This window comes from Photorhabdus machadonis, from assembly GCF_052657765.1.
In genome coordinates, this window is record NZ_CP199761.1 from 3,024,450 (window position 1) to 3,046,644 (window position 22,195).

At 46.7% G+C, this 22,195-nt stretch carries 18 protein-coding genes and 2 pseudogenes; 14 read left to right on the forward strand and 6 right to left on the reverse strand.

Translation table 11 applies throughout. The annotated features are described in order from the left end of the window. Positions 1 to 70: 70 nt before the first annotated feature. The 3 genes and pseudogenes from ACUN2T_RS14245 to ACUN2T_RS14255 all read left to right on the forward strand — a co-directional run. Positions 71 to 688: pseudogene (locus tag ACUN2T_RS14245) on the forward strand (DUF2726 domain-containing protein); the annotation flags it as partial. Positions 689 to 1,347: 659 nt separating this feature from the next. Continuing rightward, positions 1,348 to 2,154 (forward strand): hypothetical protein, encoded by an 807-nt coding sequence (locus tag ACUN2T_RS14250; RefSeq protein ID WP_445493677.1) that lies wholly within the window; start codon positions 1,348 to 1,350, stop codon positions 2,152 to 2,154. A 124-nt stretch (positions 2,155 to 2,278) separates the two neighbouring features. After that, a complete protein-coding gene (locus tag ACUN2T_RS14255; RefSeq protein ID WP_445493678.1) occupies positions 2,279 to 3,094 on the forward strand; it encodes a hypothetical protein in 816 nt (271 codons plus the stop codon). A gap of 264 nt (positions 3,095 to 3,358) precedes the next feature. Here the strand turns inward: ACUN2T_RS14255 and vapC are convergent, their stop codons facing one another. The 3 genes from vapC to ACUN2T_RS14270 all read right to left on the reverse strand — a co-directional run bounded on the left by vapC (position 3,359) and on the right by ACUN2T_RS14270 (position 5,583). Next, positions 3,359 to 3,760 (reverse strand): type II toxin-antitoxin system tRNA(fMet)-specific endonuclease VapC, encoded by a 402-nt coding sequence (vapC, locus tag ACUN2T_RS14260; protein WP_445493679.1) that lies wholly within the window; start codon positions 3,758 to 3,760, stop codon positions 3,359 to 3,361. Beyond that, a complete protein-coding gene (vapB, locus tag ACUN2T_RS14265) occupies positions 3,760 to 3,990 on the reverse strand; it encodes a type II toxin-antitoxin system VapB family antitoxin (protein WP_445493680.1) in 231 nt (76 codons plus the stop codon). The genes vapC and vapB overlap by 1 nt, the downstream gene beginning before the upstream one ends. 171 nt (positions 3,991 to 4,161) lie before the next feature. Next, positions 4,162 to 5,583 (reverse strand): aminotransferase-like domain-containing protein, encoded by a 1,422-nt coding sequence (locus ACUN2T_RS14270; RefSeq protein ID WP_445493681.1) that lies wholly within the window; start codon positions 5,581 to 5,583, stop codon positions 4,162 to 4,164. Positions 5,584 to 5,714: 131 nt separating this feature from the next. On the opposite strand from ACUN2T_RS14270, the gene ACUN2T_RS14275 reads away from it, so the two are divergent. The 5 genes from ACUN2T_RS14275 (at position 5,715) to ACUN2T_RS14295 (ending at position 10,460) form a co-directional block, all read left to right on the forward strand. Beyond that, positions 5,715 to 7,052, forward strand: a complete 1,338-nt coding sequence (locus ACUN2T_RS14275; RefSeq protein WP_445493682.1) for a cytochrome ubiquinol oxidase subunit I — start codon at positions 5,715 to 5,717, stop codon at positions 7,050 to 7,052. Continuing rightward, on the forward strand, positions 7,042 to 8,049 hold the full coding sequence (cydB, locus tag ACUN2T_RS14280; protein ID WP_445493683.1) for a cytochrome d ubiquinol oxidase subunit II: 1,008 nt from the start codon (positions 7,042 to 7,044) through the stop codon (positions 8,047 to 8,049). The genes ACUN2T_RS14275 and cydB overlap by 11 nt, the downstream gene beginning before the upstream one ends. Continuing rightward, positions 8,030 to 8,188 (forward strand): DUF2474 domain-containing protein, encoded by a 159-nt coding sequence (locus ACUN2T_RS14285; RefSeq protein WP_445493684.1) that lies wholly within the window; start codon positions 8,030 to 8,032, stop codon positions 8,186 to 8,188. The genes cydB and ACUN2T_RS14285 overlap by 20 nt, the downstream gene beginning before the upstream one ends. A gap of 217 nt (positions 8,189 to 8,405) precedes the next feature. Next, entirely contained in the window at positions 8,406 to 9,485 is a 1,080-nt protein-coding gene (locus ACUN2T_RS14290) for a histidine kinase (protein WP_445493685.1), read from the forward strand. A gap of 138 nt (positions 9,486 to 9,623) precedes the next feature. Then, entirely contained in the window at positions 9,624 to 10,460 is an 837-nt protein-coding gene (locus ACUN2T_RS14295) for a siderophore-interacting protein (RefSeq protein ID WP_445493686.1), read from the forward strand. A 113-nt stretch (positions 10,461 to 10,573) separates the two neighbouring features. Here ACUN2T_RS14295 and ACUN2T_RS14300 read toward each other — a convergent pair whose 3' ends face one another. The 3 genes and pseudogenes from ACUN2T_RS14300 to ACUN2T_RS14310 all read right to left on the reverse strand — a co-directional run. Continuing rightward, positions 10,574 to 11,890 (reverse strand): type II toxin-antitoxin system HipA family toxin, encoded by a 1,317-nt coding sequence (locus ACUN2T_RS14300; RefSeq protein ID WP_445493687.1) that lies wholly within the window; start codon positions 11,888 to 11,890, stop codon positions 10,574 to 10,576. Continuing rightward, entirely contained in the window at positions 11,884 to 12,216 is a 333-nt protein-coding gene (locus ACUN2T_RS14305) for a helix-turn-helix transcriptional regulator (RefSeq protein ID WP_445493688.1), read from the reverse strand. Before ACUN2T_RS14305 ends, ACUN2T_RS14300 begins: the two co-directional genes overlap by 7 nt. Positions 12,217 to 12,555: 339 nt before the next feature. Beyond that, a pseudogene (locus ACUN2T_RS14310) lies at positions 12,556 to 12,870 on the reverse strand (zinc ribbon domain-containing protein); the annotation flags it as partial. 164 nt (positions 12,871 to 13,034) lie between these two features. On the opposite strand from ACUN2T_RS14310, the gene ACUN2T_RS14315 reads away from it, so the two are divergent. The 6 genes from ACUN2T_RS14315 to ACUN2T_RS14340 all read left to right on the forward strand — a co-directional run bounded on the left by ACUN2T_RS14315 (position 13,035) and on the right by ACUN2T_RS14340 (position 22,150). Beyond that, positions 13,035 to 13,421: a M15 family metallopeptidase gene (locus ACUN2T_RS14315; RefSeq protein ID WP_445497878.1), complete on the forward strand. Its 387-nt coding sequence runs from the start codon at positions 13,035 to 13,037 to the stop codon at positions 13,419 to 13,421. 862 nt (positions 13,422 to 14,283) lie between these two features. Next, positions 14,284 to 14,547, forward strand: coding sequence for a hypothetical protein (locus ACUN2T_RS14320; protein ID WP_445493689.1), 264 nt, complete (start codon positions 14,284 to 14,286; stop codon positions 14,545 to 14,547). A 377-nt stretch (positions 14,548 to 14,924) separates the two neighbouring features. Then, positions 14,925 to 16,847 carry a type VI secretion system Vgr family protein gene (locus tag ACUN2T_RS14325; protein WP_445493690.1) on the forward strand — a complete coding sequence of 641 codons (1,923 nt, stop codon included), beginning with the start codon at positions 14,925 to 14,927 and terminating at the stop codon, positions 16,845 to 16,847. 44 nt (positions 16,848 to 16,891) lie between these two features. After that, on the forward strand, positions 16,892 to 17,338 hold the full coding sequence (locus ACUN2T_RS14330) for a DcrB-related protein (protein WP_445493691.1): 447 nt from the start codon (positions 16,892 to 16,894) through the stop codon (positions 17,336 to 17,338). Between the two features lie 22 nt (positions 17,339 to 17,360). Continuing rightward, the gene (locus tag ACUN2T_RS14335) at positions 17,361 to 21,920 is read left to right on the forward strand and encodes an RHS repeat-associated core domain-containing protein (RefSeq protein WP_445493692.1); all 4,560 of its coding nucleotides are present in this window, start codon (positions 17,361 to 17,363) and stop codon (positions 21,918 to 21,920) included. Further along, positions 21,917 to 22,150 (forward strand): hypothetical protein, encoded by a 234-nt coding sequence (locus ACUN2T_RS14340; protein ID WP_165579167.1) that lies wholly within the window; start codon positions 21,917 to 21,919, stop codon positions 22,148 to 22,150. Before ACUN2T_RS14335 ends, ACUN2T_RS14340 begins: the two co-directional genes overlap by 4 nt. Positions 22,151 to 22,195: the final 45 nt, after the last annotated feature.

Consider the following 22,195-nt stretch of genomic DNA (forward strand, 5'->3'; position numbering starts at 1 on the left):
AGATCACATTATTTTTAAATCAGAAATACGGTGCGGAATGACGGATGAAGAGTTATTTAGAGAGATATAAGTTATCACCACAAAAAATAAATTTACGCTGGTGACCGGGGATAATGTATTTACCAAGAATAATCAAAGTATCGCTGCCTTGATTCGCTATATAAGATATTATGCAGACGCTAAACAACTTCATGACAGTCCTGTCATCTCTGCCTTTGATCTGCTTTATGATGAATATGACAAATCATTAGAAAAGTTAAATACCAAGTTGCGTACAAGTGATTCCAAATTCAAATCGGAACAAATTGTTGCCCAACTGCTACGCGAGATCCTAGCTCAGGAAGCGTTCAATTCAATTAAATATCACATGCAGGTTGACCTCTTTCAGCTGGTTTCACCGAAAAACAACACATTTACTCCGCGCGAGTTGGAATTTATGAGAAACAGGGCCAGCTGTGATTTTGTTCTCTACTTCAAAATGGGGAAATCTCCTTTGGGAGTCATTGAGGTGGATGGTTATTATCATGATTCAGCTCAACAGGCTGAACGTGATAATGTAAAAAATTCTATTCTGATAAAAGCAGGCATTCCTTTATTAAGATTAAAAACCATCGATAGCAATATTAAATGTAAAATAGCTGATTTTATAACTGGCAGATTCAATAACCCCCTTATGACAACTACTTGAATGCAAATGTTGTTTACTAAATGGAGAATCTGACTGAAATCCATCACTGTTTAACTTATCCAAATTTAATTTAAAGCCTCCTGTTATTTCAGAAGGCTCTTTGAATTTCCGGTAAAATCGAATTCGTTTTTTATTTACCTCCGACTTTTCCTTGATTAATATAAATTATTAAAATTTCGTTATTATCGTTATCTACCTTTCATCGCTAATAACAATAAAACAAGATAAACCAAACGACAAAAAACATTTCAACCAAGAAGCTAATATAATCAATAACAATCCTTACTTGTAATTATTCATTTCACATAAATATAAACAAAAAACAAATCAATATATAATTGATAATAAAAAAATTATTAGCAGATATAAATACATTATCAAACTGTATAATAAAGGGTTATTTTTATAAAACACCCTAAAAACAAATTTTATGATAATAAACTTTACATATTGTATTTTTAAACTATTATAGAAATATCATGGATGCAATTTCCATCAATTGACATAGATATTACAGGTTTTCAGAAAATATATTTATCACACAAAATAAAATCATATCTCATTGATCTAAAATAAATATATTTCCTGAAGACATAATTAACCTGAATTAAAAATAAATATTCAATAGTTAATTATATAAACTTATAAGGAAAATAATTATGAAGAATATATTCACCAGCTTTGACTATGAATTTAAAAAAGCTCAAGAGTGGCTGGAGTATATTAAACAAGGAAAACTAAGATACCTGAAAATACAGGAATATCCCGATAACATTTTTTCTCCTTCCCCCGCACCTGAAAATCTTTCTGACGTGCAAAGCCCAGCCAGTGTAGCAGTAACAAATGAATACTCAATATTTGCAAAGAAATCTGCTACATCATATAAATACCCAGTAAGTGTCACTGAAGGTTTGCAAACTATCATCAACTTATGCAGGATAGCTTCAGGCTATGATCCTTTAAAACCAGAAGGTAACGGCAATGCGAAAAAGTTCATTGCATTCACAAAAGAAATAGCAAATATTCCATTTCTCTCTTTACTGTGGGCAAACTCCAGTATTGTGACTCAACAAAGCCATAATACCGATATCCTAATCGATTCTTTTGTTCAAGCCTTTAGAGGACTCTCTCCTCAGGATAAAATTACAATCAAAATCTATCTAAAAGAGTTGGCTAATACTGCTTTGTCATATGCTGATGAGAAAGAAAGACAATCTAATTTCGTACAATACGTTCTTACTAAATCCCCAAATGGCGCTTCACTTATATTATACTCCTCTGTGTTAACAATAAAGAGAGTGAATAATAAAGGTACTATAAAATTCAAATCCAGTTATAAACTTTCACAGGCAGAATATAATCTCAGTCAAGCATCATGGGAAAATGTAAAATCGGCATTCGAGAAAGAAAATAAAATATCAATCGAATATTTAATTGATTGTATGACAACCAGACTAAAAACATAAATTAAAATATTTTTATAAAAAGATTATAGGCATTGTTGCAAATAGGACTCAATATCGTTCCCTATTTTCAACAGTATTTTGACATTCAATATCTTGTTTAATAAACCTAGAAAGGATAAAAATCATGGAAAATATCTTAAGCAATCCTGATTACGCAGTAAAGAAAACCCAAGAATGGATGGAACATATTGAGAAAGGAGGAACAAGGTTACTGAAAGATTGGCAACGCTCAGATAACATTTTCACAGATATTTCCGATCTTGAAGATTATTCCAAAGTACAAAGCCCAGCTAACGCCGCAGCTACAGAAAATTATACACTACTTGCAAAACAATCTGCTACATCATATAAATATCCGGTAAGCGTTACCGAAGGTCTGCAAACTATAGTGAATATATGTCGTGCAGTTTCAGATTATAATGCGTTAGATCCAGAAGGCAAAGGCAATAAAGAACACTTCTTTGCATTTACAAAAGAATTATCGGGTGTACCGATCTTGTCCTTAATATCAAAAAGCGTACAAAATGTTGTCCAAAAAAGCCGTAATATGGATGTTTTGATCAATTCTTTCCTAGAAAGCTTCCACGGTTTAACTTATCTGGAGAGAGACCAGATGAGAATCCCCTTGAGACAATTGGCTCTCGCTGCATTATCCTATGCGGGTAAGAAGCAGACTCGATCTAATTTCGTACAAAACGTGCTTGCCACATCGTCAAGAGGCGTATCATGCTTCTTATATTGGTCTGAGTTTTCAATAATCGCTTTAGAAAATAATAAAGGCACTATCGAATTCCAATCGACTTACCTTCTACCGCAAGCAGAATATCAACTGAGTTACGAAGCATGGAGAAATTCACGGCCCGCATTCGAGAAAACACAGAAAGAAACATTAGAAGACTGGATTAACACTATGACAACCCGGAATAAAGAAAAGAAGTAACGGCACTTTGTATATACCCGTTATCTTTCAAGTTGCCTCTTTGTTGGCTGCGCTCACTCACCCCGGTCACATCGTTTTCTATGCTCTCGGGGATTCGCTCCTTTGCCGCCGCGATGCATCTTGAAATCCATAGGGTATAGGATAAGTTGATATAGTGAAATAACTGACAAAATGGTGTCCGCAAATTCATCGTGGACACCATAATGAATATCTCCGATGTAAAACACTTCGTTAAAAAAAGTCATAAATACAGTAAGTACCCCCTTAGTTAGCCCAGTTCTCCACGCGAAGACCAGAAACTCGCTCAAATTCACGCACATTGTTGGTAACGATAATCAGTCCTTGACTTCTAGCATGTCCTGCTATCTGGTTGTCATAAGCCCCAATGCGCAAACCGTTCCGCTCAAGCTCTGCAACGACTTGGCCAGAGTGCATAGCAGCCCTATTATCGAAATTCAACACTTCCAACCTAGCAGCGAATTCCTCAATTACCTTCATATTAGCCTCTGGATTTCCTGATTTCTCCGCCCCTTTCACCAGTTCCATTAATGTCACCGTGCTGATACACAATTGACCGTGATGACGCAGAAAAGCTTCACGCACCTTCTGGGGCCGGTTCTTGAGAGTGTAGATACAGATACAAGTATCAAGCATGTATTTCAGCATCAGAACCCCTCACGCTCTTGCACTGGCGGCTGTTCACGTTCTGCCATGAAATCGGCAGTTACACCTGGACCATCAAACCAGCTGTTCCAAGACTCACCTGCGGGTGTAATGATACGAGTACGACCCACGGCGACCACATCAACACGTTTCACTTCTTCCGGCAAGGCTACAGCTTTGGGAAGTCTGACTGCTTGAGAACGGTTACTTTTAAATACGGTTGTTTGCTCCATAAGATTCTCCTCCACAGGGATATGCTTCTTATATATCCCATAATAAGCACCAGGAAGAATATGTCAAAGGGATATACCTGATTTTTCCTATTTAAGCACTCTATATGTGACTTCCTCTATAGAGCTTGAACTAAATTTCACCCTAACCATCCGGCCAATACGTTATAGTTATTACCCACATTCAGCCAATAAAGTATGGCAAAGATGACCTAAAATCTGCATAGCACGTTCCATGTCCTCATTCCAATCAAAAGAGACATTAAGACGAAAGGCATGGTTAAACTGTTGGCTGGTACAAAACATACTGCCAGGCGCAATACTGATCCCTTCCGCCAATGCCAGTTGATAAAGCCGCTCGGCACTGAACAGTGGCTCAAATTCCAGCCAGAGGAAATACCCGCCTTTCGGGCGATTCACTTTCACTGACGCAGGCATATAGTCACCAATCGCCCGTAGCATTTGGTGTTGACGTTGCTCCAATACACGGCGAAGACGGCGCAAATGTTTATCGTATCCCCCTTCAGCAAGATAATCGGCAATAGCCAGTTGCGTCGGTGTGCTGGCAGAAACCGTACTCATCATTTGCAACTGCTGGATTTTTTTTGCGTGCTTTCCGGCCGCAACCCAACCTACCCGGAATCCCGGGGCCAGACATTTAGAAAATGAAGAGCAATGCATAAAGTTACTCTCACTGTCCAGAACTTTCGCCGGTACAGGCCGTTGCTGATCAAAATAAAGTTCACCATACACATCATCTTCTATCAGTACCACTTGGTTACTGTTAAGAATATCCACCAACCGTAATTTATTTTCGGCAGACATCGTTCCGCCTAATGGATTCTGGAAGTGAGTCATTAACCAACAGGCTTTTACCGGATATTTTTGCAGCACCTCCTCCAACGCATCTAAATCAATGCCGTGTTGCGGATCGGTTTTTATTGCCACGGCTTTTAAGCGTAAACGCTCAATTGCCTGCAAAGCACCATAGAAAGCCGGTGATTCAATGACCACCCAATCACCCGGTTCAGTCACTGACTGCAAACTGAAACTCAATGATTCCATCGCCCCGGCGGTAATCACAATTTCATCAGGAGAAACATGAATACCCTGCATCGCGTAGCGGCGCGATATGTTACGGCGTAACTTATCGTTACCCGGTGGTAAGTTGGCTAAAGAGCTATGCGGCGCTATTCGTCTGGCAACTGCCGCTAACGCTTTGGTGAGTTTAGGCTGAATCAATAAGGATGGATCCGGGAATGCTGAACCAAAAGGTATAATCGAAGGATCTTTGCACGCTTGTAATACATCAAAAATAGAAGCGCTTATTTCCACGCTTTCGCTCAGATGTAATCGCTTTCCCCCTTTCGCCGCCGCAAATGGTTGCAAACGCTTGGTGACATAATAACCAGACTGAGGCCGGGAAGTGATCCATCCCTGACTTTCCAATAACTGATATGACTGAACAACTGTCATCAAACTCAAACCCGATAATTTCACTGACTCTCTCAGAGAGGGTAACCTATCACCTACCAGCCAGGTCCCATCTTCAATATGTTGCAAAATTTGCTTGGCAAATTGTTCATAACGCTTCATAAGTTCAGACCTCCGTGAAAACTGTTATAGTCAATATACAGAAAACTGTCACTATTATAGTTATTTTTTTCATGTTCTACTTACCCACACACATTTCCTGCCTTTGTTCAAACTAAAAATAAGAGGTCACTATGTTTGGCTTAAGTGCTCTGGAACTGGCCAGAATTCAGTTCGCTTTTACTGTCTCCTTTCACATTATCTTCCCAGCAATCACCATTGGGCTGGCGAGTTTTTTAGCGGTACTGGAAGGATTATGGTTGAAAACCCGTCATACCGATTACAAAGAGTTATATCACTTCTGGTCGAAAATTTTTGCAGTTAACTTCGGCATGGGCGTGGTTTCTGGCCTGGTTATGGCTTATCAGTTCGGCACCAACTGGAGTTTTTTCTCCGAGTTTGCCGGTTCGATCACCGGCCCCTTGCTGACGTACGAAGTGCTGACCGCGTTCTTTCTTGAAGCAGGCTTTCTTGGTGTGATGTTATTTGGCTGGAACCGTGTGGGTGAAAAGTTACATTTTTTCGCCACCTGTATGGTTGCGCTGGGGACTCTGATATCCACCTTTTGGATACTGGCCTCCAATAGCTGGATGCAAACCCCACAAGGCCATGAAATTATCAATAATCAGGTCGTCCCCATCGACTGGCTGGCCGTCATATTTAATCCCTCCTTTCCATACCGTCTGGCTCACATGTGTACGGCGGCATTCCTTGCCTCCGCATTCTTTGTTGCCGCTTCAGCGGCATGGCATTTATTAAAAGGCAATGACTCAACAGCAATGAAAAAAATGCTATCCATGTCGATGTGGATGATCCTGATTATTGCGCCTTTGCAGGCGTTGATTGGTGACGCGCACGGTCTTAACACACTCAAGTACCAACCCGCCAAAATCGCGGCAATGGAAGGCCATTGGGAAAATCGGCCCGGCGAAGCGACTCCGCTGATCTTGTTTGGTATTCCTGATATGGAGCGGGAAGAGACCCGTTATGCCGTGGAAATTCCTTATCTCGCCAGCCTGATTTTGACCCACAGCATCGATAAACAGGTTCCTGCTCTTAAAGCGTTTCCACCGGAAGACAGGCCAAACGCCCTAATGGTTTTCTGGTCATTCAGAGTGATGGTCGCCCTGGGTATGCTGATGATCATTGCCGGCTGCTGGGGACTCTGGTTGCGTTATAAGCAACGGCTTTACCAATCAAAACCCTTCCTGCGTTTTATATTTTTGATGGCACCTTCCGGCCTGATCGCTATTCTTGCCGGCTGGTTTACCACAGAAATAGGCCGTCAACCGTGGGTGGTTTATGGTCTGCTACGCACCAAAGACGCGGTATCCGCACACGGTGAGATACATATGAGCATCAGCCTGTTGCTGTTTATCGTGGTTTATAGCTCGGTGTTTGGTGTGGGTTACACCTATATGATGAAACTTATCCGCAAAGGCCCCAAAAAGGAGTTAAAAAATGGGTATTGATCTGCCGTTAATCTGGTTCATCATCATTGTATTCAGCACCATGATGTACATTGTCATGGATGGTTTTGATCTTGGGATTGGGCTGCTCTATCCCACGATGAAAAGCGACAGCGACCGTGATTTAATGATGAACAGTGTCGCCCCCGTCTGGGATGGTAACGAAACCTGGCTGGTACTTGGGGGTGCTGGTTTATTCGGTGCTTTTCCTCTGGCTTATGCCGTTATACTTGATGCACTGACAATCCCCCTGACATTCATGTTATTTGGCCTGATATTCCGGGGCGTTGCCTTTGAGTTTCGTTTCAAATCCGCGCCTGAACATCGTCACATTTGGGATAAAGCCTTTATCAGTGGTTCTGTGATTGCCACATTCGTTCAGGGGGTTGTGGTGGGTGCCTTTATTCAGGGGTTCCCTGTTGAAAACCGGGCTTATGCGGGTGGCTATTTTGACTGGTTCTCACCTTTCCCGCTGTTCTGTGGCTTTGGGCTTGTCGTTGCTTATGCCCTGTTAGGCTGCGGCTGGCTGATTATGAAAACCGAAGGCCATCTGCAACAGGCGATGTTCCGTGTAGCCCGCCCACTCATTCTTCTGATGCTGGCTGTCATCGCCATTATCAGTTTGTGGACACCCTTAATCCATCCGGCAATTGCCGAACGTTGGTTTAGTTTACCTAATTTATGGTTCTTCCTTCCTGTACCACTATTAGTGATATGGTCCGGCTGGAAATTACTGCGTTCCATCAAACGCGAAACCCATTACACACCGTTTCTGTTAGCACTATTGCTGGTTTTCCTCGGCTACAGTGGATTAGGTATCAGTATCTGGCCTAACCTGATCCCACCAGCGATCAGTTATGAAGCCGCCGCCGCAGCACCACAAAGTTTAGGTTTTATGCTGGTCGGTGCCCTGCTTATCATCCCAGTGATCCTGGTTTATACCTATTGGAGCTACTACGTTTTCCGGGGGAAAGTGAGCCATGAACAAGGCTACCACTAATCAAAATATCCAACGCCCTTCCGTATGGAAACGGATAGGCTGGATGGCGGTCATCTGGCTTTGCAGTGTGATGACTCTTTTTGCTGTCTCCACACTATTTCGCCTTCTGATGACAGCAGCAGGCATGAAATTAAAGTAATTGTTAACACTATTTAATAAATTGAGCTAAAGTTTTCATCAGTATTGCAGAACGGAATCTTTGCCTGATGAAAACAAGTTCAAATAACGCTATCTTCACAAACCAAAAGTTGTTTGTAATCAACTCCATTATAAATTTATTTTTACTTTTTATACTGTTATTGATTAATAAACCGTCTATTCAAGATTTAATTCTACCATTGCTGATAATGTTAAGCATGACAAATGCGTATTTCCTGATAAAAGTAGTGCATAACTCTGTTCCTGTCAAAGAATGGCAACATTCAAAATACAAAGCAGAAATTAACGCACTAAAACAAAAAAATGGCCATTTGGATTTCCTCTGTCAAAGCCATTTCAAACTACAAAACTGTAAACTTCTTCCTGAAAAGCTACAGGAGATTTTTTCTCATCTCAATCGCCTGATCCCTTTCTGTGAAGCCAAAATCATCTTTTATCCATCGCAACAAGAATACTTCTTCCGCAATCCCCACCAGTGTCCCTATTTCGATATGCCTCTGATTATGAGATGGAGTCTGGATGATAATATTGACAACTATGGGACACTCTGGATAAAAACACACAGAAATAGTGATCTGACCCCCGATGAAAAAAGCCTGGTTCAGAATGTGGTTGCCTTAATGACAAATAAACTGTTACGGGAAAACCAAATCCAGTGCCACCATCAGAGTATCTTGGCAGCAGAAAGAGCGGCTATTTCCCGTGAACTCCACGATTCAATTGCCCAATCGCTCTCTTTCCTTAAGATTCAGGTTAATTGCCTGTATATCGGTAGTGATAACTTATCCAAGCAAAGTTTAACTTCGCTCAATATGATCAAGGACGAGTTGAATATCGCTTACCGCCAGCTAAGGGAATTATTGGCAACCTTCAGGAACGAACAGCCTCAATGTAATTTACAAGAATCTTTACAAACGTTGATTAATGAATTTAACCATCGTCTGGACTTCAATATTGAATTCAATTACCGCCTGACACATCAACACATCCCTGACAGTTACTGTAAACATTTAATACAAATCATCCGTGAGTGTTTAAACAATTGCTACAAGCATTCCAATGCAAACTGGATCAGTATCCGTATTTATCCTATTGATGACAAAATCATTGCTGTTGTCAGTGACAATGGCCGGGGCATCAATCTAAATGCAATTGATAAAAACAGATTTGGACTGGCTATTATGCAAGACAGAGTCACGCTCATCGGTGGACAATTACAGATAAAAAACCGTAAAAATAGTGGTACAGAAATAGAAATTCAATTATCGCTGGATTAAAAAAGACAGATAAATCAAATTACTGGCATCAGCGCAACTTATTGAATGATAATGATTAGCATTTGTGTTAATTACTGTTACACTGCACTTTGCTTTATCAGATCATTACCTTCGATAAATTTTCCAGAGGAATTTTACGTGGCGAATAAAACAATTGAAGAGAAAAATATTTACCGCCCTGCACCACCGAGGCTTGTTCAGGTAAAAAAAATTTTCGACGTAACCCCCAATATGCGCAGTATTACTTTCGAAAGTGAAAACCTGGACACTTATCCCACTGAATGCGAAGGCGGGCTGGTAAAAATATTCTTACCTCTTCCGGGGCAGTCCAAACCCATCTTACCCACTCTATCCCCAGAAGGCCCAATATGGCCGACAAAAGAACTGCGCCCAGTGACCCGTGCTTACACTGTTCGGGCTCTCCGCGCCGAACAAAAAGAGATCGATATTGAGTTCGCACTGCATGACCATGGCGGTCCGGCGGTAGAATTTGCTCACAGAGCCAAAATCGGTGACTGGATCGGTATCACTAACCCCGGAGGCCCTGATCCATTACTGCCAAAAGTCAGCAACTATTACATGGCTGGCGACCCAAGTTCCCTGCCTGCAATTGCGGCTCTATTGGAAACAATAAAACCAGACGCTGCCGGGCAGGTGATTATCCGTGTCGAAAATGAACAGGATATTCAGGAGTTGAAAAAACCTGCGGGAATAACGATCCACTGGATTACCGGCGGTGTTGAAGTGACTGACAAGATGGTATCCACATTCAAATCCTGGTCATTACCAACCGAAGATGTCACTTTCTGGCTTGCCGGTGAAGATAAAATGGTCAAAGCACTTCGTCGCTATGTTCGCCGTGAAAAAGGTTATGAACGCTACCAGTTATATGCCATCCCTTACTGGAGACATGGCTTTAATGAGGAAGGTTATCACGAGCTGCGCCATGAAGTGATGGATAGCTTTGCGCTATGATTAGCGCATAATTTCAGCCAGTCATAATAGGCAGAAGATCACGCCGGGAGATTTTTTCAAAAACCTTGACGGTGTGATCTATATCACGAGAATGATCTACAACCATTAGGATATTAGATAGTTAATCTCAAATTTGTGCCTATCAGGTCAATCAATGATTTTGGCACACCAAAATCAGCAGCTAACTTACTCCAGGCAGAGACTTTTTCTATGGTTTCCTCAATAATTCCATTAACCATTTTTTTGGTGAACAGCGGGCTTAGTTTTTCTAATGAATAAAAATCTTGCCGGGTGAAGTTGTCTCTTTTACCATTTAAAGTCATCCAGTGACTATTTACCCACTTACTATCAGGCTTGTAACTGTAGGCTAAATCGTAGGCTGGCGCCAAATACCATTTTTTGTCTCTTAATATGAATGCAAAGTTTTTAGCGTGATCATCATGATTTCTAGCAATGATATTAAAGCACATTCTTCTTAGTAGCTGTTCAGCAGCCTTAGCCGATAGTTTTAGCTGCCTGGCAACAAAGAAAAGTTCCGCATAGGAGAAGGAACCTGGTTTTTTATAGTCAACGTGAGCAAGTCCATTTAATGTTTGAACATGGATTTTTTTATTCCCCAGACGATCAAAACGCTGTGTGATAAAGTGACGCCTGTTGCCTTCATGGAATAATCGGCAGGGCATCATGTCTATACCACACTCTTTTGCCATTAAATGGTAAACATATTCCATCGCTCCAAAGCCTAGTGGATCACCAAAGGTTTCCTGGTTTTTGTTGTGCTCACTGACACCATCAAATTTCATAAGATAGTGAATAAAACCGTCAGGAACTTTAACTTGACCAGAGCGAACCTGAGTGAAGTCCTCATTAAAGGATAATACAGCTTTGGGTCTGGCTCCACCAGCGCTCATACCCACAGAAAGTAGTGACATCATGGCCTCGCGGTCTTCCTGACCGTGATTAATCAACTCAACAGTAAAATCGCCACGGAAATCCAGAATTTCTTGGGCGATAGAAACTAATGAATCTATTTCTACTTGTTTTGAGGAATTGAGGTTTTTCATTTTGGTTGCTGGTGCGTATTCAAGAGCGCCCATTCCCCGTTTCCCAGTATATTGAAGTCGCTGTAAAGGTGTAATGTCGTTAGGAGATTTGCCTTGAGCTGCAACCCATGCATTAAGTACAGTGTTGCCAAAATCGTCTGGTAGTGAATCTGCAATCAAGCCAGGTAGTCCTTTAAACGTGTTATAGTCCAGTTCTGGAAAACTGTAGATTTTATTTGTTAAAGGCATTTTCAACGGAGACAGTTCGATCCCTTTAGCGATAAAGCTGGGGTCATACTGAAAAAAACCCAAATTTTTACCCGGGTCAAAACTCACCGCACCAACTTTATGTTGATTGTAAATTACGTTGATAACTTCCATTACCATTCCGGTGTATCCTCTTCAATATTGTTTTTTCTAAGACCAGATGCTCGTTGCCGTTTTTTTCCCTGAAGTTTAGCTAGTTGGATAGGAGATATGCTTTGTTTGGGTAGAAAAAGATCTAATTGTCCGGTTAAGTTTAACGCGGCCATAATGGCAACAAAAACCTCTAATTGGACTTTCCCTTTTTCAGCATTCAGTACAGTTTTTCTTGTGACGCCTAAAAGTTCAGCAACTTCAGCTTGAGTCAGATCATTGTTTAGTCGAGCTTGTTTCAAGCGTCCTCCCAATTCTTCTGCAATTGCTGAAGCTGTTCTTTCATGTGAAATCATAATATCCCCAAAGTGGCACATTAAAATTATTAATAGCTATAATGGATATTTATTAGCACATTATAATATAACTGTAACGTGATTTTTTAATGTCACTTTAATCGAATATTATGCGCTATTATGATTATAATGTCCTATAAATAGAACATTATAAATCATGTTGATTTAGATTGGATTAACGGTAGGAACTGAAATAAGGAGAACATAACTCTATGATCACCCCCGTTTTTACAACACTGATTTTGATTAATAGTGGACGTAGATTTGGATAAATACCTTTGATTGCTCCATTAGCGGTGACTGCTCCCCACCGTAAAAAACGGCGAGGCTTCCCACTTCTCAGGCCGCAACCGTTGGTGCAACGGATTTACGCAGGCCTCCATGAGCAGAGACGACGTGTCCCGCCGCCTGTAATTCAACTATCCCTTTTTGCCGGATGTTGATCGCCGCATTGATATCACGGTCATGTTCTACCGCGCATTCAGGGCATTGCCAGCGCCGTTTATGCAGCGGCATTTCCGACGTCTTGCAACCACCACAATGACACCTTCTGGAACTGGCGTACCACTGATCGAGTTTCACCACATAAACGCCTTTTTGTTCCGCTTTGTATTCCCGCCTGCTGATGAAACTATGCCAGCCTGCATCCCCGATGTAGTGCAGGCGGCGCAACAATTGAAACGTTGAAAACCTATGTCAGATCGCAGGAAATCCCTGGTTAGCTCCCCTTATATCGCCGCCCGATTGGGCGACGGTTTACGGGGTAATGCCTAAATCACTTACGAACATTGTTCCCAGAGGGAAAGAACGTCCATCCTATACTGAACATTTTTAGCAAAAGAAGTGAACGGAATTTAATCGGCGTGCATCCTGATCTGGTGAAAGTTGCCCGCTTAACTTTGCAACTTTCCCATACCGATTTTTGTGTTATTGAGGGGCTAAGAACAGCCGAACGCCAACGGCAAGTGTTTGCTGATGGGCATAGCCAAACATTGAACAGTCGCCATTTAACCGGACACGCTGTAGATATAGCGCCATTAATCAATGGCATTATTCCCTGGGATAACTGGCAAGCCTTTATCGATCTTGCAACAACTGTCAAGCAAGCTGCCCAGCGTTTGAATATTCCCATTATTTGGGGTGGGGACTGGAAGTCACTAAAAGACGGTCCACATTTTGAATTGCCTCGCCAATATTATCCATGAGAAACTTTTCAATTCTGGTCAGATCCTCGTGTTTCTCCTTATTACTCGTGGAAAGCTAGCTATAATGCAGAAGTACTTCTTCAATACATCGGGTAAATGATAGGTTCTTAGTTTGCCCTTGCTCCCATCAGTGATGTAAAAATTCAGCTTCTCAATGATATTCCAATGCAGACCAATCAAATTGCAGGATATGAACGTTATTGCAGCCACAACTTTTCAACTACATTTTTTTACCCGGTCAAAAGTGTTCACATTGACCATGATGGCGCGTTTTGGTATATAGAATATATTTCTATAACCATTCAAAAATTATAGTTTCTTTGCAAAATTATTCCCCCAAATCTTTATTATCATACTTCTGAATAATTAATAAGCTATCAGAGGGTTGATATGTCCAGTAGTAACGATATGTTGTTCATTCAGTGGCTGAAAAAAATGAACATTCGTATTGCTAACCAATGATATCTCATCACTTGGCAGGCTAATCTCGGCCTGTATATGGAATAATTATGAAAAAAGCAACTATTCTACGGGGTATCAGCGCAGTTATGCCCCTCTGATTACAAAAACAGTATGGTATTGGGAGTGGAAACCTCGGCAGAAGGAGGGTTAACTGGCGCAATTACTTGGTTGCTTACTGGATGAACAAGGAAATATTCAAGCAGATACGTGGCAACAGACGACGATACTTGGTGTCTATGCCGCAGGAGAATGCACCGGTATTGGCGGCAGTGAGCTTGCACTTTGTGAAGGATTCATTGCCGGGTTTGCAGCGAGTGGTGAATACGCATTAGCTGAAAAATGGCAGCAGAAACGGATAACATGGCGGCATTTTGCAACAGCGGCGGCACAGGCGTTTGAATTGAATAAAGAGATCACGCGGGCACTTTCACCCGATACGTTGATCTGTCGTTGTGAAGACGTACATTTAAAAGAGCTTGAATCATTTCAGGATTGGAATAGTGCAAAAATGGCAACACGGTGCGGCATGGGAGCTTGTCAGGGAAAAATCTGTTCCGCCATTCTCCACGACATAAAACACTGGGCAATACCATCCCCTCGCATCCCACTATCGCCTGTTAGTCTTGAAACGCTGACTGCGGAAGTTGATAAGACAATTGATTGATCATGAAGGGACTTGATCATTTTTAACAAAACAGCGCTGATCCCGTTACAGCCACACTGCACAAATAAATTCGTGACATATATCACATTTTCAAGATTGATCGGAAATTAGTCAACTAAACAAACGAGACACCGTAAATTTTTTGTTATATTTTACTCTCTCTTAGGTCACCCATGGCATAACAGCCCAGGTTACCTGTTCAATGCAGGTTATCAATACAAGACTAACAGCAACAGACTGCTAGCAGCCTCATTGTCTTAAATGTTCTTCCTCAAGGCGGTCTCTTTAACCCCTTGATTATTAATGACTACACGCAAAAAACCGCCGGACCGAGGGTCCGTGCGTTGAATATCCTCATGAAAAATTAAGGGGACGTGATGTCATTCCAGAAAAATCCACCCAGGCCATCGGGCGCTAAACACCTTGCCGACCGGCTAAAGACGCAAAGCGCTGGCGGCTTACTCTTTACCCTCACGGCCGGTGAATTACCGCCTGAAACCTTTGTCGTCGCCGGCTTTTCACTCAATGAAGCCTTCTCCACCCCTTTCAGCCTGAACGTCAGTTTAGCCAGCGCCGACCCGGCCATTGATTTCTCTGCGGTCCTCGATAACCGCGCCACCCTCACCATCCTGCGCGCCGGCAACATCGAGCGCACCGTCACCGGCATGGTCGCCCGCTTTGTGCAGGGCAACACCGGCAAACATCAGACCCGCTATGAGATGACCCTCCGCCCCGATATGTGGCGCACCACCCTGCGCCAGAATTCACGGATTTTTCAGCGGCAGGATATCAAAACCATCCTCACCACCCTGCTCAAAGAGAGCGGCGTCCGCGATGTGGTGTTCCGCCTGCGCCATCCGCACCCGGAGCGGGAATTCTGCGTCCAGTACCGGGAAACCGACTTTGACTTTCTGCACCGGCTGACCGCCGAAGAAGGCCTGTTTTACTTCTTTGAATTCAACGAGAATAAAAACACCCTGGTGTTCGCCGACGTGGCAGGCGCCCTCGCCACAGGCCCGGTCCTGCCCTATCACCCCGGTGAAGCGACCGACGCGTCGCAGCTGTGCGTCACCACCCTGACCCGGCAGGCGCAGGTCCGCCCGGCCTCCGTCGAGCTCAAAGACTACACCTTTAAAAACCCGGTCTGGGCCGCCGAGTTTCGCCACCATATGCAGGAACAAAACCTCCAGCACACCGGCTATGAACACTTTGACTTCCCCGGCCGCTTCAAAGACGAGCAGCACGGTGCCGATTTCACCCGCTACCGGCTCGAAGCCCTGCGCAATGACGCCCTGACCGGCCACGGGGACAGTAACCACGCCGCCATGCAGCCGGGCGTGCTGTTCACCCTCACTGACCATCCCCGCGATGACCTCAACCAGCTCTGGCAGCTGGTCAGCGTCTCCCACAACGGCAGCCAGCCGCAGGCGCTGGAACAGGCTGGCGGAGAGTCAGGCACCATCATGAGCAACCAGTTCACCTTTATCCCGGCGCATCAGCACTGGCGTCCGAGGCCGGCGCGCAAACCGGTAATGGACGGCCCGCAGATAGCCAAAGTCGTTGGCCCGGCCGGCGAAGAAATCTTCTGTGATAAATACGGCCGTATCCGGCTGCAATTCCTGTGGGACCGTGACGGCCAGAGTGATGACCACAGCTCCTGCTGGATACGGGTAACGCAACCGTGGGCCGGTCAGGGCTGGGGCATGCTGGCCATCCCGCGTATCGGTCAGGAGGTGGTGGTGGACTTTCTCAACGGTGACCCGGACCAGCCGATTGTCATCGGGCGAACGTATCATGCCAGCAACCTCCCGCCGGGCACCCTGCCGGGCAGCAAAACCCAGATGGCCTTCCGCTCAAAAACCCACAAGGGCGAAGGCTATAACGAACTGCGTTTTGAGGATGCCAAAGGCAGTGAAGCGCTGTCGCTGCACGCGCAACGGGATATGCATACCCGGGTGAAACATCGCCAGATACTGACCGTAGAAACCGCCGACCGGGAGATTACGGTTCAGGCCGGGGATGAAAAAACAGCCATTCAACAAGGTAACCTGATGGAAACCATCTGCCAGCTGCGCAGCACCGAAGCCAATCAGGTACAGGTCAAGGCCAGCGCCGGTAAAGCGGGAGACGGCACTCAGCTGTATGAAGCCAGCGACAATATTACGCTGACGGTCGGCGCGGGAAAAATCGTGATGACCAAAGAGAGCCTCAAACTCGTCTTTGGCGGGGATGCCAACAGTATTGAAATCAACGCAAGCGGCGTCATGGTGCTGGGCGGCAACATCAATATGAACAAGTAACCCGGATACCCCCAACACCTTAAAATAATTATCAGGACCCCATCATGACTCAGGAAACCCGCTTCATCCCGTTCCACTTCAATGCCGGCACGGTAAACGTGCCCCACGACTGGCAGGATGTCAGCATGCTCGTCCTCAGCAGCGCCGATGACCCCCACGGCAGCAGTTTCACCCTGTCCCGCGATACCCTGCCCTGGGGGCTTGATTTTACCCAGTTTGCTGAACGGGAAATCCACTCACTCGGCCAGAAACTGAAAAACTATCAGGTTATCGCTCAGGAAACCGGGGAGCTGAACGGCATGACCACCGTCACCGCCGAGTTCAGCTGGACTTCGCCACAGGGCCCGCTTCATCAACTGATGATGCTGCTTCATCTGCCGGAACAGATAATCATCCTGACCGGCACCTGCGCCGGGACCATGACGCCGGCCCAGCATGAACAGATGAAGGCCATGATGACCTCATTTCAGCCCCGTCGCCATGACAGCTAATCACCGCCGGGAGTAAATCACCATGAGTTTATTGATGATGGCCTGGCTGGGGGCCGGGGCCGCGCAACGCGCCCGCCCCACCGGGACCGACCGGCAGGACAATACCCCGCCACCAACAGAAGGCACTTCGCCCGCCGATACGGTGCTCAACTATCTGGAAAGTGAGGATTTTCAATACCATTCGCTGGCGGTAGCGGGCATGTATACCGCCGGTGTCGGGGGGCCGCCCGCCTTACTCCCGCTGGCAGCGGGGGTGGCCGCCGGAAAACTGGGCGCTCAAATTGGCCATGAAGTCGGCACAACGGTGACCCACGGAGTCATGTCCTTATTCGGCCATCACACCATTGCCACCGAAGGCCAGGTGCCGGCCCGGACAGGGGATGCGATTGCCCATCAGAACAAAAGCGCCGCATTATGGGGGGCGCTGGGTGGGGTGTTACTGGGGGCCCTGGCCGCCGTGACGATTGCCACATTAACGGTGGCAACCGGTGGACTGGCGTTAGCGGTGGTCGCCGGTGCGGCTGCGGGACTCGCCGGGGGCTACGTTGGCGGGGTGATAAGCAGTGCGGGGGCGGCACTCGGACAGTATGGTGCCAATAAGGGCACGATTATCGGGGGCTCCCCGAATGTCTTTTTTGAAGGCCAGCCGGTGGCCCGTCAGGGTGACGAAATTGTGTGCAGCGACCACCCCGGCCCGATAGTGATTGCGGAAGGGGCAAAAACCGTATTTGCCAACGGCAAACCGATTGCCCGCTCAGGCCACCGCACCACCTGTGACGCCAATATCAACAGTGGTGCCGCCTCCCTTGCCGTGACCAGCGAAACCGGTAATGCCCTGACTATCCTGACCGAAAGCAACAAAGACCTGCGCTGGCTGGTTGCCATTGCCGGCGCCCTGCCGCTACCGCCTGGCCGAAAAGGCCACGCCGAGAAAGCGAAATCGGGGGCAGAACCCACCCCCTCGGTGAAAAAAACCGGCAAAGCAACCGAGACAACGCCCAGTGCCAGTGACCCGGTGGATGTGGCGACCGGCGACTTCTTACAGGTCTGGCCGGTGCTCGCCCTGCCGGGGCTGTTGCCGCTGGCGCTGAACCGGGTGTATCGCTCGACGGCGAACTTTTCCGGGCTGTTCGGCCCCAAATGGGCGGATGACTGGTCACAACACCTGAGACGGGACGGCGAGGAGACCCATTTCACCGACGCGGAAGGCGTGATTTACACCTTCCACACCCCGACAGAACACGTTTTCTCGGTCAACCTGTATGCCGGTCATTATCTGCTGTACGGGCAACTGAGCGGTGAACTGCACCTGTTTAACCGCCGCACTCAGCACACCCTGAGTTTTACTCAGAGACAGGGCGATAAACGTTGCCTGTCAACGACAGAAGACCGCAACGGCAACCGGACCGTGTTTCGTTACGATGAGACCGGCCGCCTGGCGGATATCGTCCATGCCGACAGCGCGGAACTGGTGTTGCACTATGAACACCGGCAACTGACCGCCATTGACTGGCTGCATCAGGGGCAGCGCCAGCGACTGGTCACCTGTCGCTATGACAGCCAGGGTTACCTGGCAGAATGTGAGTCGTTTCAGTTTAATCATTTGTGGCATGAATACAGCCCGCCCGGCTACATGACCCGCTGGCATGACACCGATAAAACCGACGTGACCCTGCATTATGACACCCGGGGCCGGATAACCGCGCTTACCACCCCGCAAGGCTACTGGCAGGACCGTTTTGACTATGATGACGAACATCGGGTGACCACCTATTTTGATGCCGAAGGCGGATGTACCCGGTACGAATATAACGCGGACGGGCTGGTCACCCGGGCAATAAACCCGCTTGGTCATGAAACCCTGACCCGGTGGGACTTTGGTCACAAAGTCGCGGAAACCGACCCGCTGGGCCGGACTGCCACATTTGAATACAGCCCGTACGGGGAACTGATGCTGTTCACTACGCCGGCGGGAGACAGCACCGCTTACCACTACGACGAATACGGACAGCTAACCCGGCTCACACCACCGGACGGGGAAAGCTGGCGATTTCACTACAGCGACCGGGGTAATCTGGACGCGGTCACCGACCCGCAGGGCCGGCGGGAAGAGTTCCGGCACGGGGAGCACGGTGAAATCCTGCGCCATGTCCTGCCCGATGGTCGCCACTGGCATTACAGTTATGAACAGCAGCAATTAAGTGAAGTGATTGCCCCGAACGGTTGCGCCACGCAACTGGCCTCTGACGGACTGGGCCGGCTCCTGAGCGTCACCGATGCCCATAACCAGCAGACCCGCTATCACCACAGTGCCTTTCATGCCAGCCCGGCGGGCAGTGTCAGTGAAATCCACTTACCGGACGGGGTTCGCCAGACGATTGACTACGACAGTGAGCGGCGCGTATCAGCGGTGACCGACGGTGCCGGGCGCACCACCCGGTATACCTATGACGCCTTTGACCTGTTGAGCCGCGTCACCCGCCCGGATGGGACGGCCCTCACCTTTGCCTACGACAGACTGACCCGCCTGACCGCGGTGACTAACGCCACTGGCGAGACCTACCGTTACACCCGTGACCGGGCCGGGCGGATTATCGGTGAAACTGATTTTACCGGGCGCACGATTCAATATCAGTACGATAACGCCGGACGCCGCATCACCGCCCGTTACCCGAATAATCAACTCTTACGCTGGTGCTACACCCCGGAAAACCGCATTACCCGGCAGGAAGTCTGGCAGGAAGAAGATGAACAGTGTCAGCGGGTTTCGGTCACAACATACGACTATAACGACGCCGGCCAGCTTATCCGCGCCACCAACCCGGATGCGGTGGTGGCATTTGAATACGATGAATCGGGCAACCTGACGGCAGAAACGATTAACGGGCGGACGGTGACCCATGAGTGGGATACCCTGAGCGGTTTACCGGTCAGCCGGCAGGGGAACAACCTGCCGGCCCTGCACTGGGACTATGGCCCGCCAGGTCAGGTCACCCGTTTTGGGTTGGAAGGCCACGCGCCGCTGGATATTCAATATGACGGCCTGGGACAGGAAACCGTGCGCCGCAGTGACGCCGGCTTTATTCAGGCGCAATATCACACGCCTGCCGGGTTGCTGGCGCATCAGGCGGCCGGCCGCAATTCCGCACGATTCAGGCAGGCATTGCAGGAAGCCGACCCGCATCATCCGCCGTTTGGCAGTGAAGTGAACCGTCACTGGTATTACACGCAGGCGCACCATGTCGAGTGCATAAAAGACGACCGCTGGCAGGAAACCCGTTACGGGTACAACGCCAACGACCAGATAGTGGCGGCTATCTTTAGCGGCACCCCCTGGGCGCGTGAAGAGCAGTTCATTTATGACGCTAACCAGAATATCGGTCACTACCAGCGAATACCGGAATATATGAACGAACCGGTGCGTCAGGAATATCAGGAGTATCAGGCGGCCCGGATGGAACGCCGTGGAGATAACGCCTTCCGCTATGATGAAAATGGCCGAATGGTGGAAAAAACCGTCCATAAATATCAGTACCGGTCAAGGACATTCTGTTACCACTGGGATGCGCATAACCAGCTGACCGGGTTTATCACGCCGGAAGGGACCCGCTGGCGCTATCGCTATGATGCCTTTGGCCGGCGTATCAGTAAACGCAAGGAAGTGGACAGCACGCTGGAAGCCACCAACCTGAAACGGTGGCTGGACGGACTGCCGGACCTGACACTGAAACCGACGGCGATTATCGGATACGATTACCTGTGGAGTGGTGACCAGCTGATAGAAGAGACGCCGGTGTATGCAGACGGCACCGTGGGATATGAGCACAGCATTCACTGGTTATATGAACCGGGAAAACTGACCCCCTCGGCGCGTTATGAACAGGGGCAACTGCACTATGTGGTCAGTGACCATCAGGGAACCCCGCGGGAAATATTAACGGAAGCAGGAAAACTGGCCTGGGCCGGGCGGCTGTTCACCTGGGGCGAACCGGAGTTCTGGACCGTCTCAGTGCGGAAAGAGGAAACGGTCAGCTGCAATCTTCGGTTCTGTGGACAATATGAAGATGAAGAAAGCGGTTTATTTTATAATCGGTTCCGGTATTATTCGCCAGAGACCGGGCAGTACCTCTCGCCTGACCCGCTCGGGCTAAATGGGGGTCCGAACCCGTATTCGTACGTCCATAATCCGGCGAACTGGATTGACCCGTTTGGGTTGGCAAGTTCACCTTCTCAATTATTAAATCGGAAACTTAGAGCCTTACAAAAAGCTCAAGGTTCTGCCGTGAATATCCGCGAATTACCTGATGGGCGGATCCGTTATTATGATAAGGAAGCGTTAGCTAGAACTAAAGGGCCAACGCGTGGACGTTCTCATGTCACAGAGTGGAATCCATCGACAGGAAGTGTGAGGTCTTGGGAAGAAACTTACGACCATTCCAGCAAGGTTAATCGTATACATCCTAAGATGAAAGATGGTCAGGTATTGGATTTACCTCATTATCCACCCACCAAAGCGGATATAGATTCAGGCATAGCAACAACCCCAGGAAAAGCTATTAAAAAATGTGGGGGATTGTCATGAACGATCTAATCCATCTTTTTATAAGCGGCCTGAATGAAAAACTTCAAGAAAATTACGATACTGCTAACGTTGCTAGATATGCATATGAATTTTACCTTGATCATGACATTGATGATGAGAGGCTAAGATATGTCGTTGATTATTTGAAAGGAATGGATGCAGATCCTGCATTTGAATTAAATAAAGACGAAGTTACTTCTTTTGTTCGAGAAAATCTTTTTTACATCTAAAAACACCGGAAGATCCGTGTGATCTTCCGGCCTTCTGATGATCTA

Coding starts and splice junctions, on each gene's coding strand:
- ACUN2T_RS14250 (WP_445493677.1), top strand. CDS start 1,348: ATGAAGAATATATTCACCAGCTTTGACTATGAATTTAAAAAAGCTCAA.
- ACUN2T_RS14255 (WP_445493678.1), top strand. CDS start 2,279: ATGGAAAATATCTTAAGCAATCCTGATTACGCAGTAAAGAAAACCCAA.
- vapC (WP_445493679.1), bottom strand. CDS start 3,760: ATGCTGAAATACATGCTTGATACTTGTATCTGTATCTACACTCTCAAG.
- vapB (WP_445493680.1), bottom strand. CDS start 3,990: ATGGAGCAAACAACCGTATTTAAAAGTAACCGTTCTCAAGCAGTCAGA.
- ACUN2T_RS14270 (WP_445493681.1), bottom strand. CDS start 5,583: ATGAAGCGTTATGAACAATTTGCCAAGCAAATTTTGCAACATATTGAA.
- ACUN2T_RS14275 (WP_445493682.1), top strand. CDS start 5,715: ATGTTTGGCTTAAGTGCTCTGGAACTGGCCAGAATTCAGTTCGCTTTT.
- cydB (WP_445493683.1), top strand. CDS start 7,042: ATGGGTATTGATCTGCCGTTAATCTGGTTCATCATCATTGTATTCAGC.
- ACUN2T_RS14285 (WP_445493684.1), top strand. CDS start 8,030: ATGAACAAGGCTACCACTAATCAAAATATCCAACGCCCTTCCGTATGG.
- ACUN2T_RS14290 (WP_445493685.1), top strand. CDS start 8,406: ATGACAAATGCGTATTTCCTGATAAAAGTAGTGCATAACTCTGTTCCT.
- ACUN2T_RS14300 (WP_445493687.1), bottom strand. CDS start 11,890: ATGGTAATGGAAGTTATCAACGTAATTTACAATCAACATAAAGTTGGT.
- ACUN2T_RS14305 (WP_445493688.1), bottom strand. CDS start 12,216: ATGATTTCACATGAAAGAACAGCTTCAGCAATTGCAGAAGAATTGGGA.
- ACUN2T_RS14325 (WP_445493690.1), top strand. CDS start 14,925: ATGTCATTCCAGAAAAATCCACCCAGGCCATCGGGCGCTAAACACCTT.
- ACUN2T_RS14330 (WP_445493691.1), top strand. CDS start 16,892: ATGACTCAGGAAACCCGCTTCATCCCGTTCCACTTCAATGCCGGCACG.
- ACUN2T_RS14335 (WP_445493692.1), top strand. CDS start 17,361: ATGAGTTTATTGATGATGGCCTGGCTGGGGGCCGGGGCCGCGCAACGC.
- ACUN2T_RS14340 (WP_165579167.1), top strand. CDS start 21,917: ATGAACGATCTAATCCATCTTTTTATAAGCGGCCTGAATGAAAAACTT.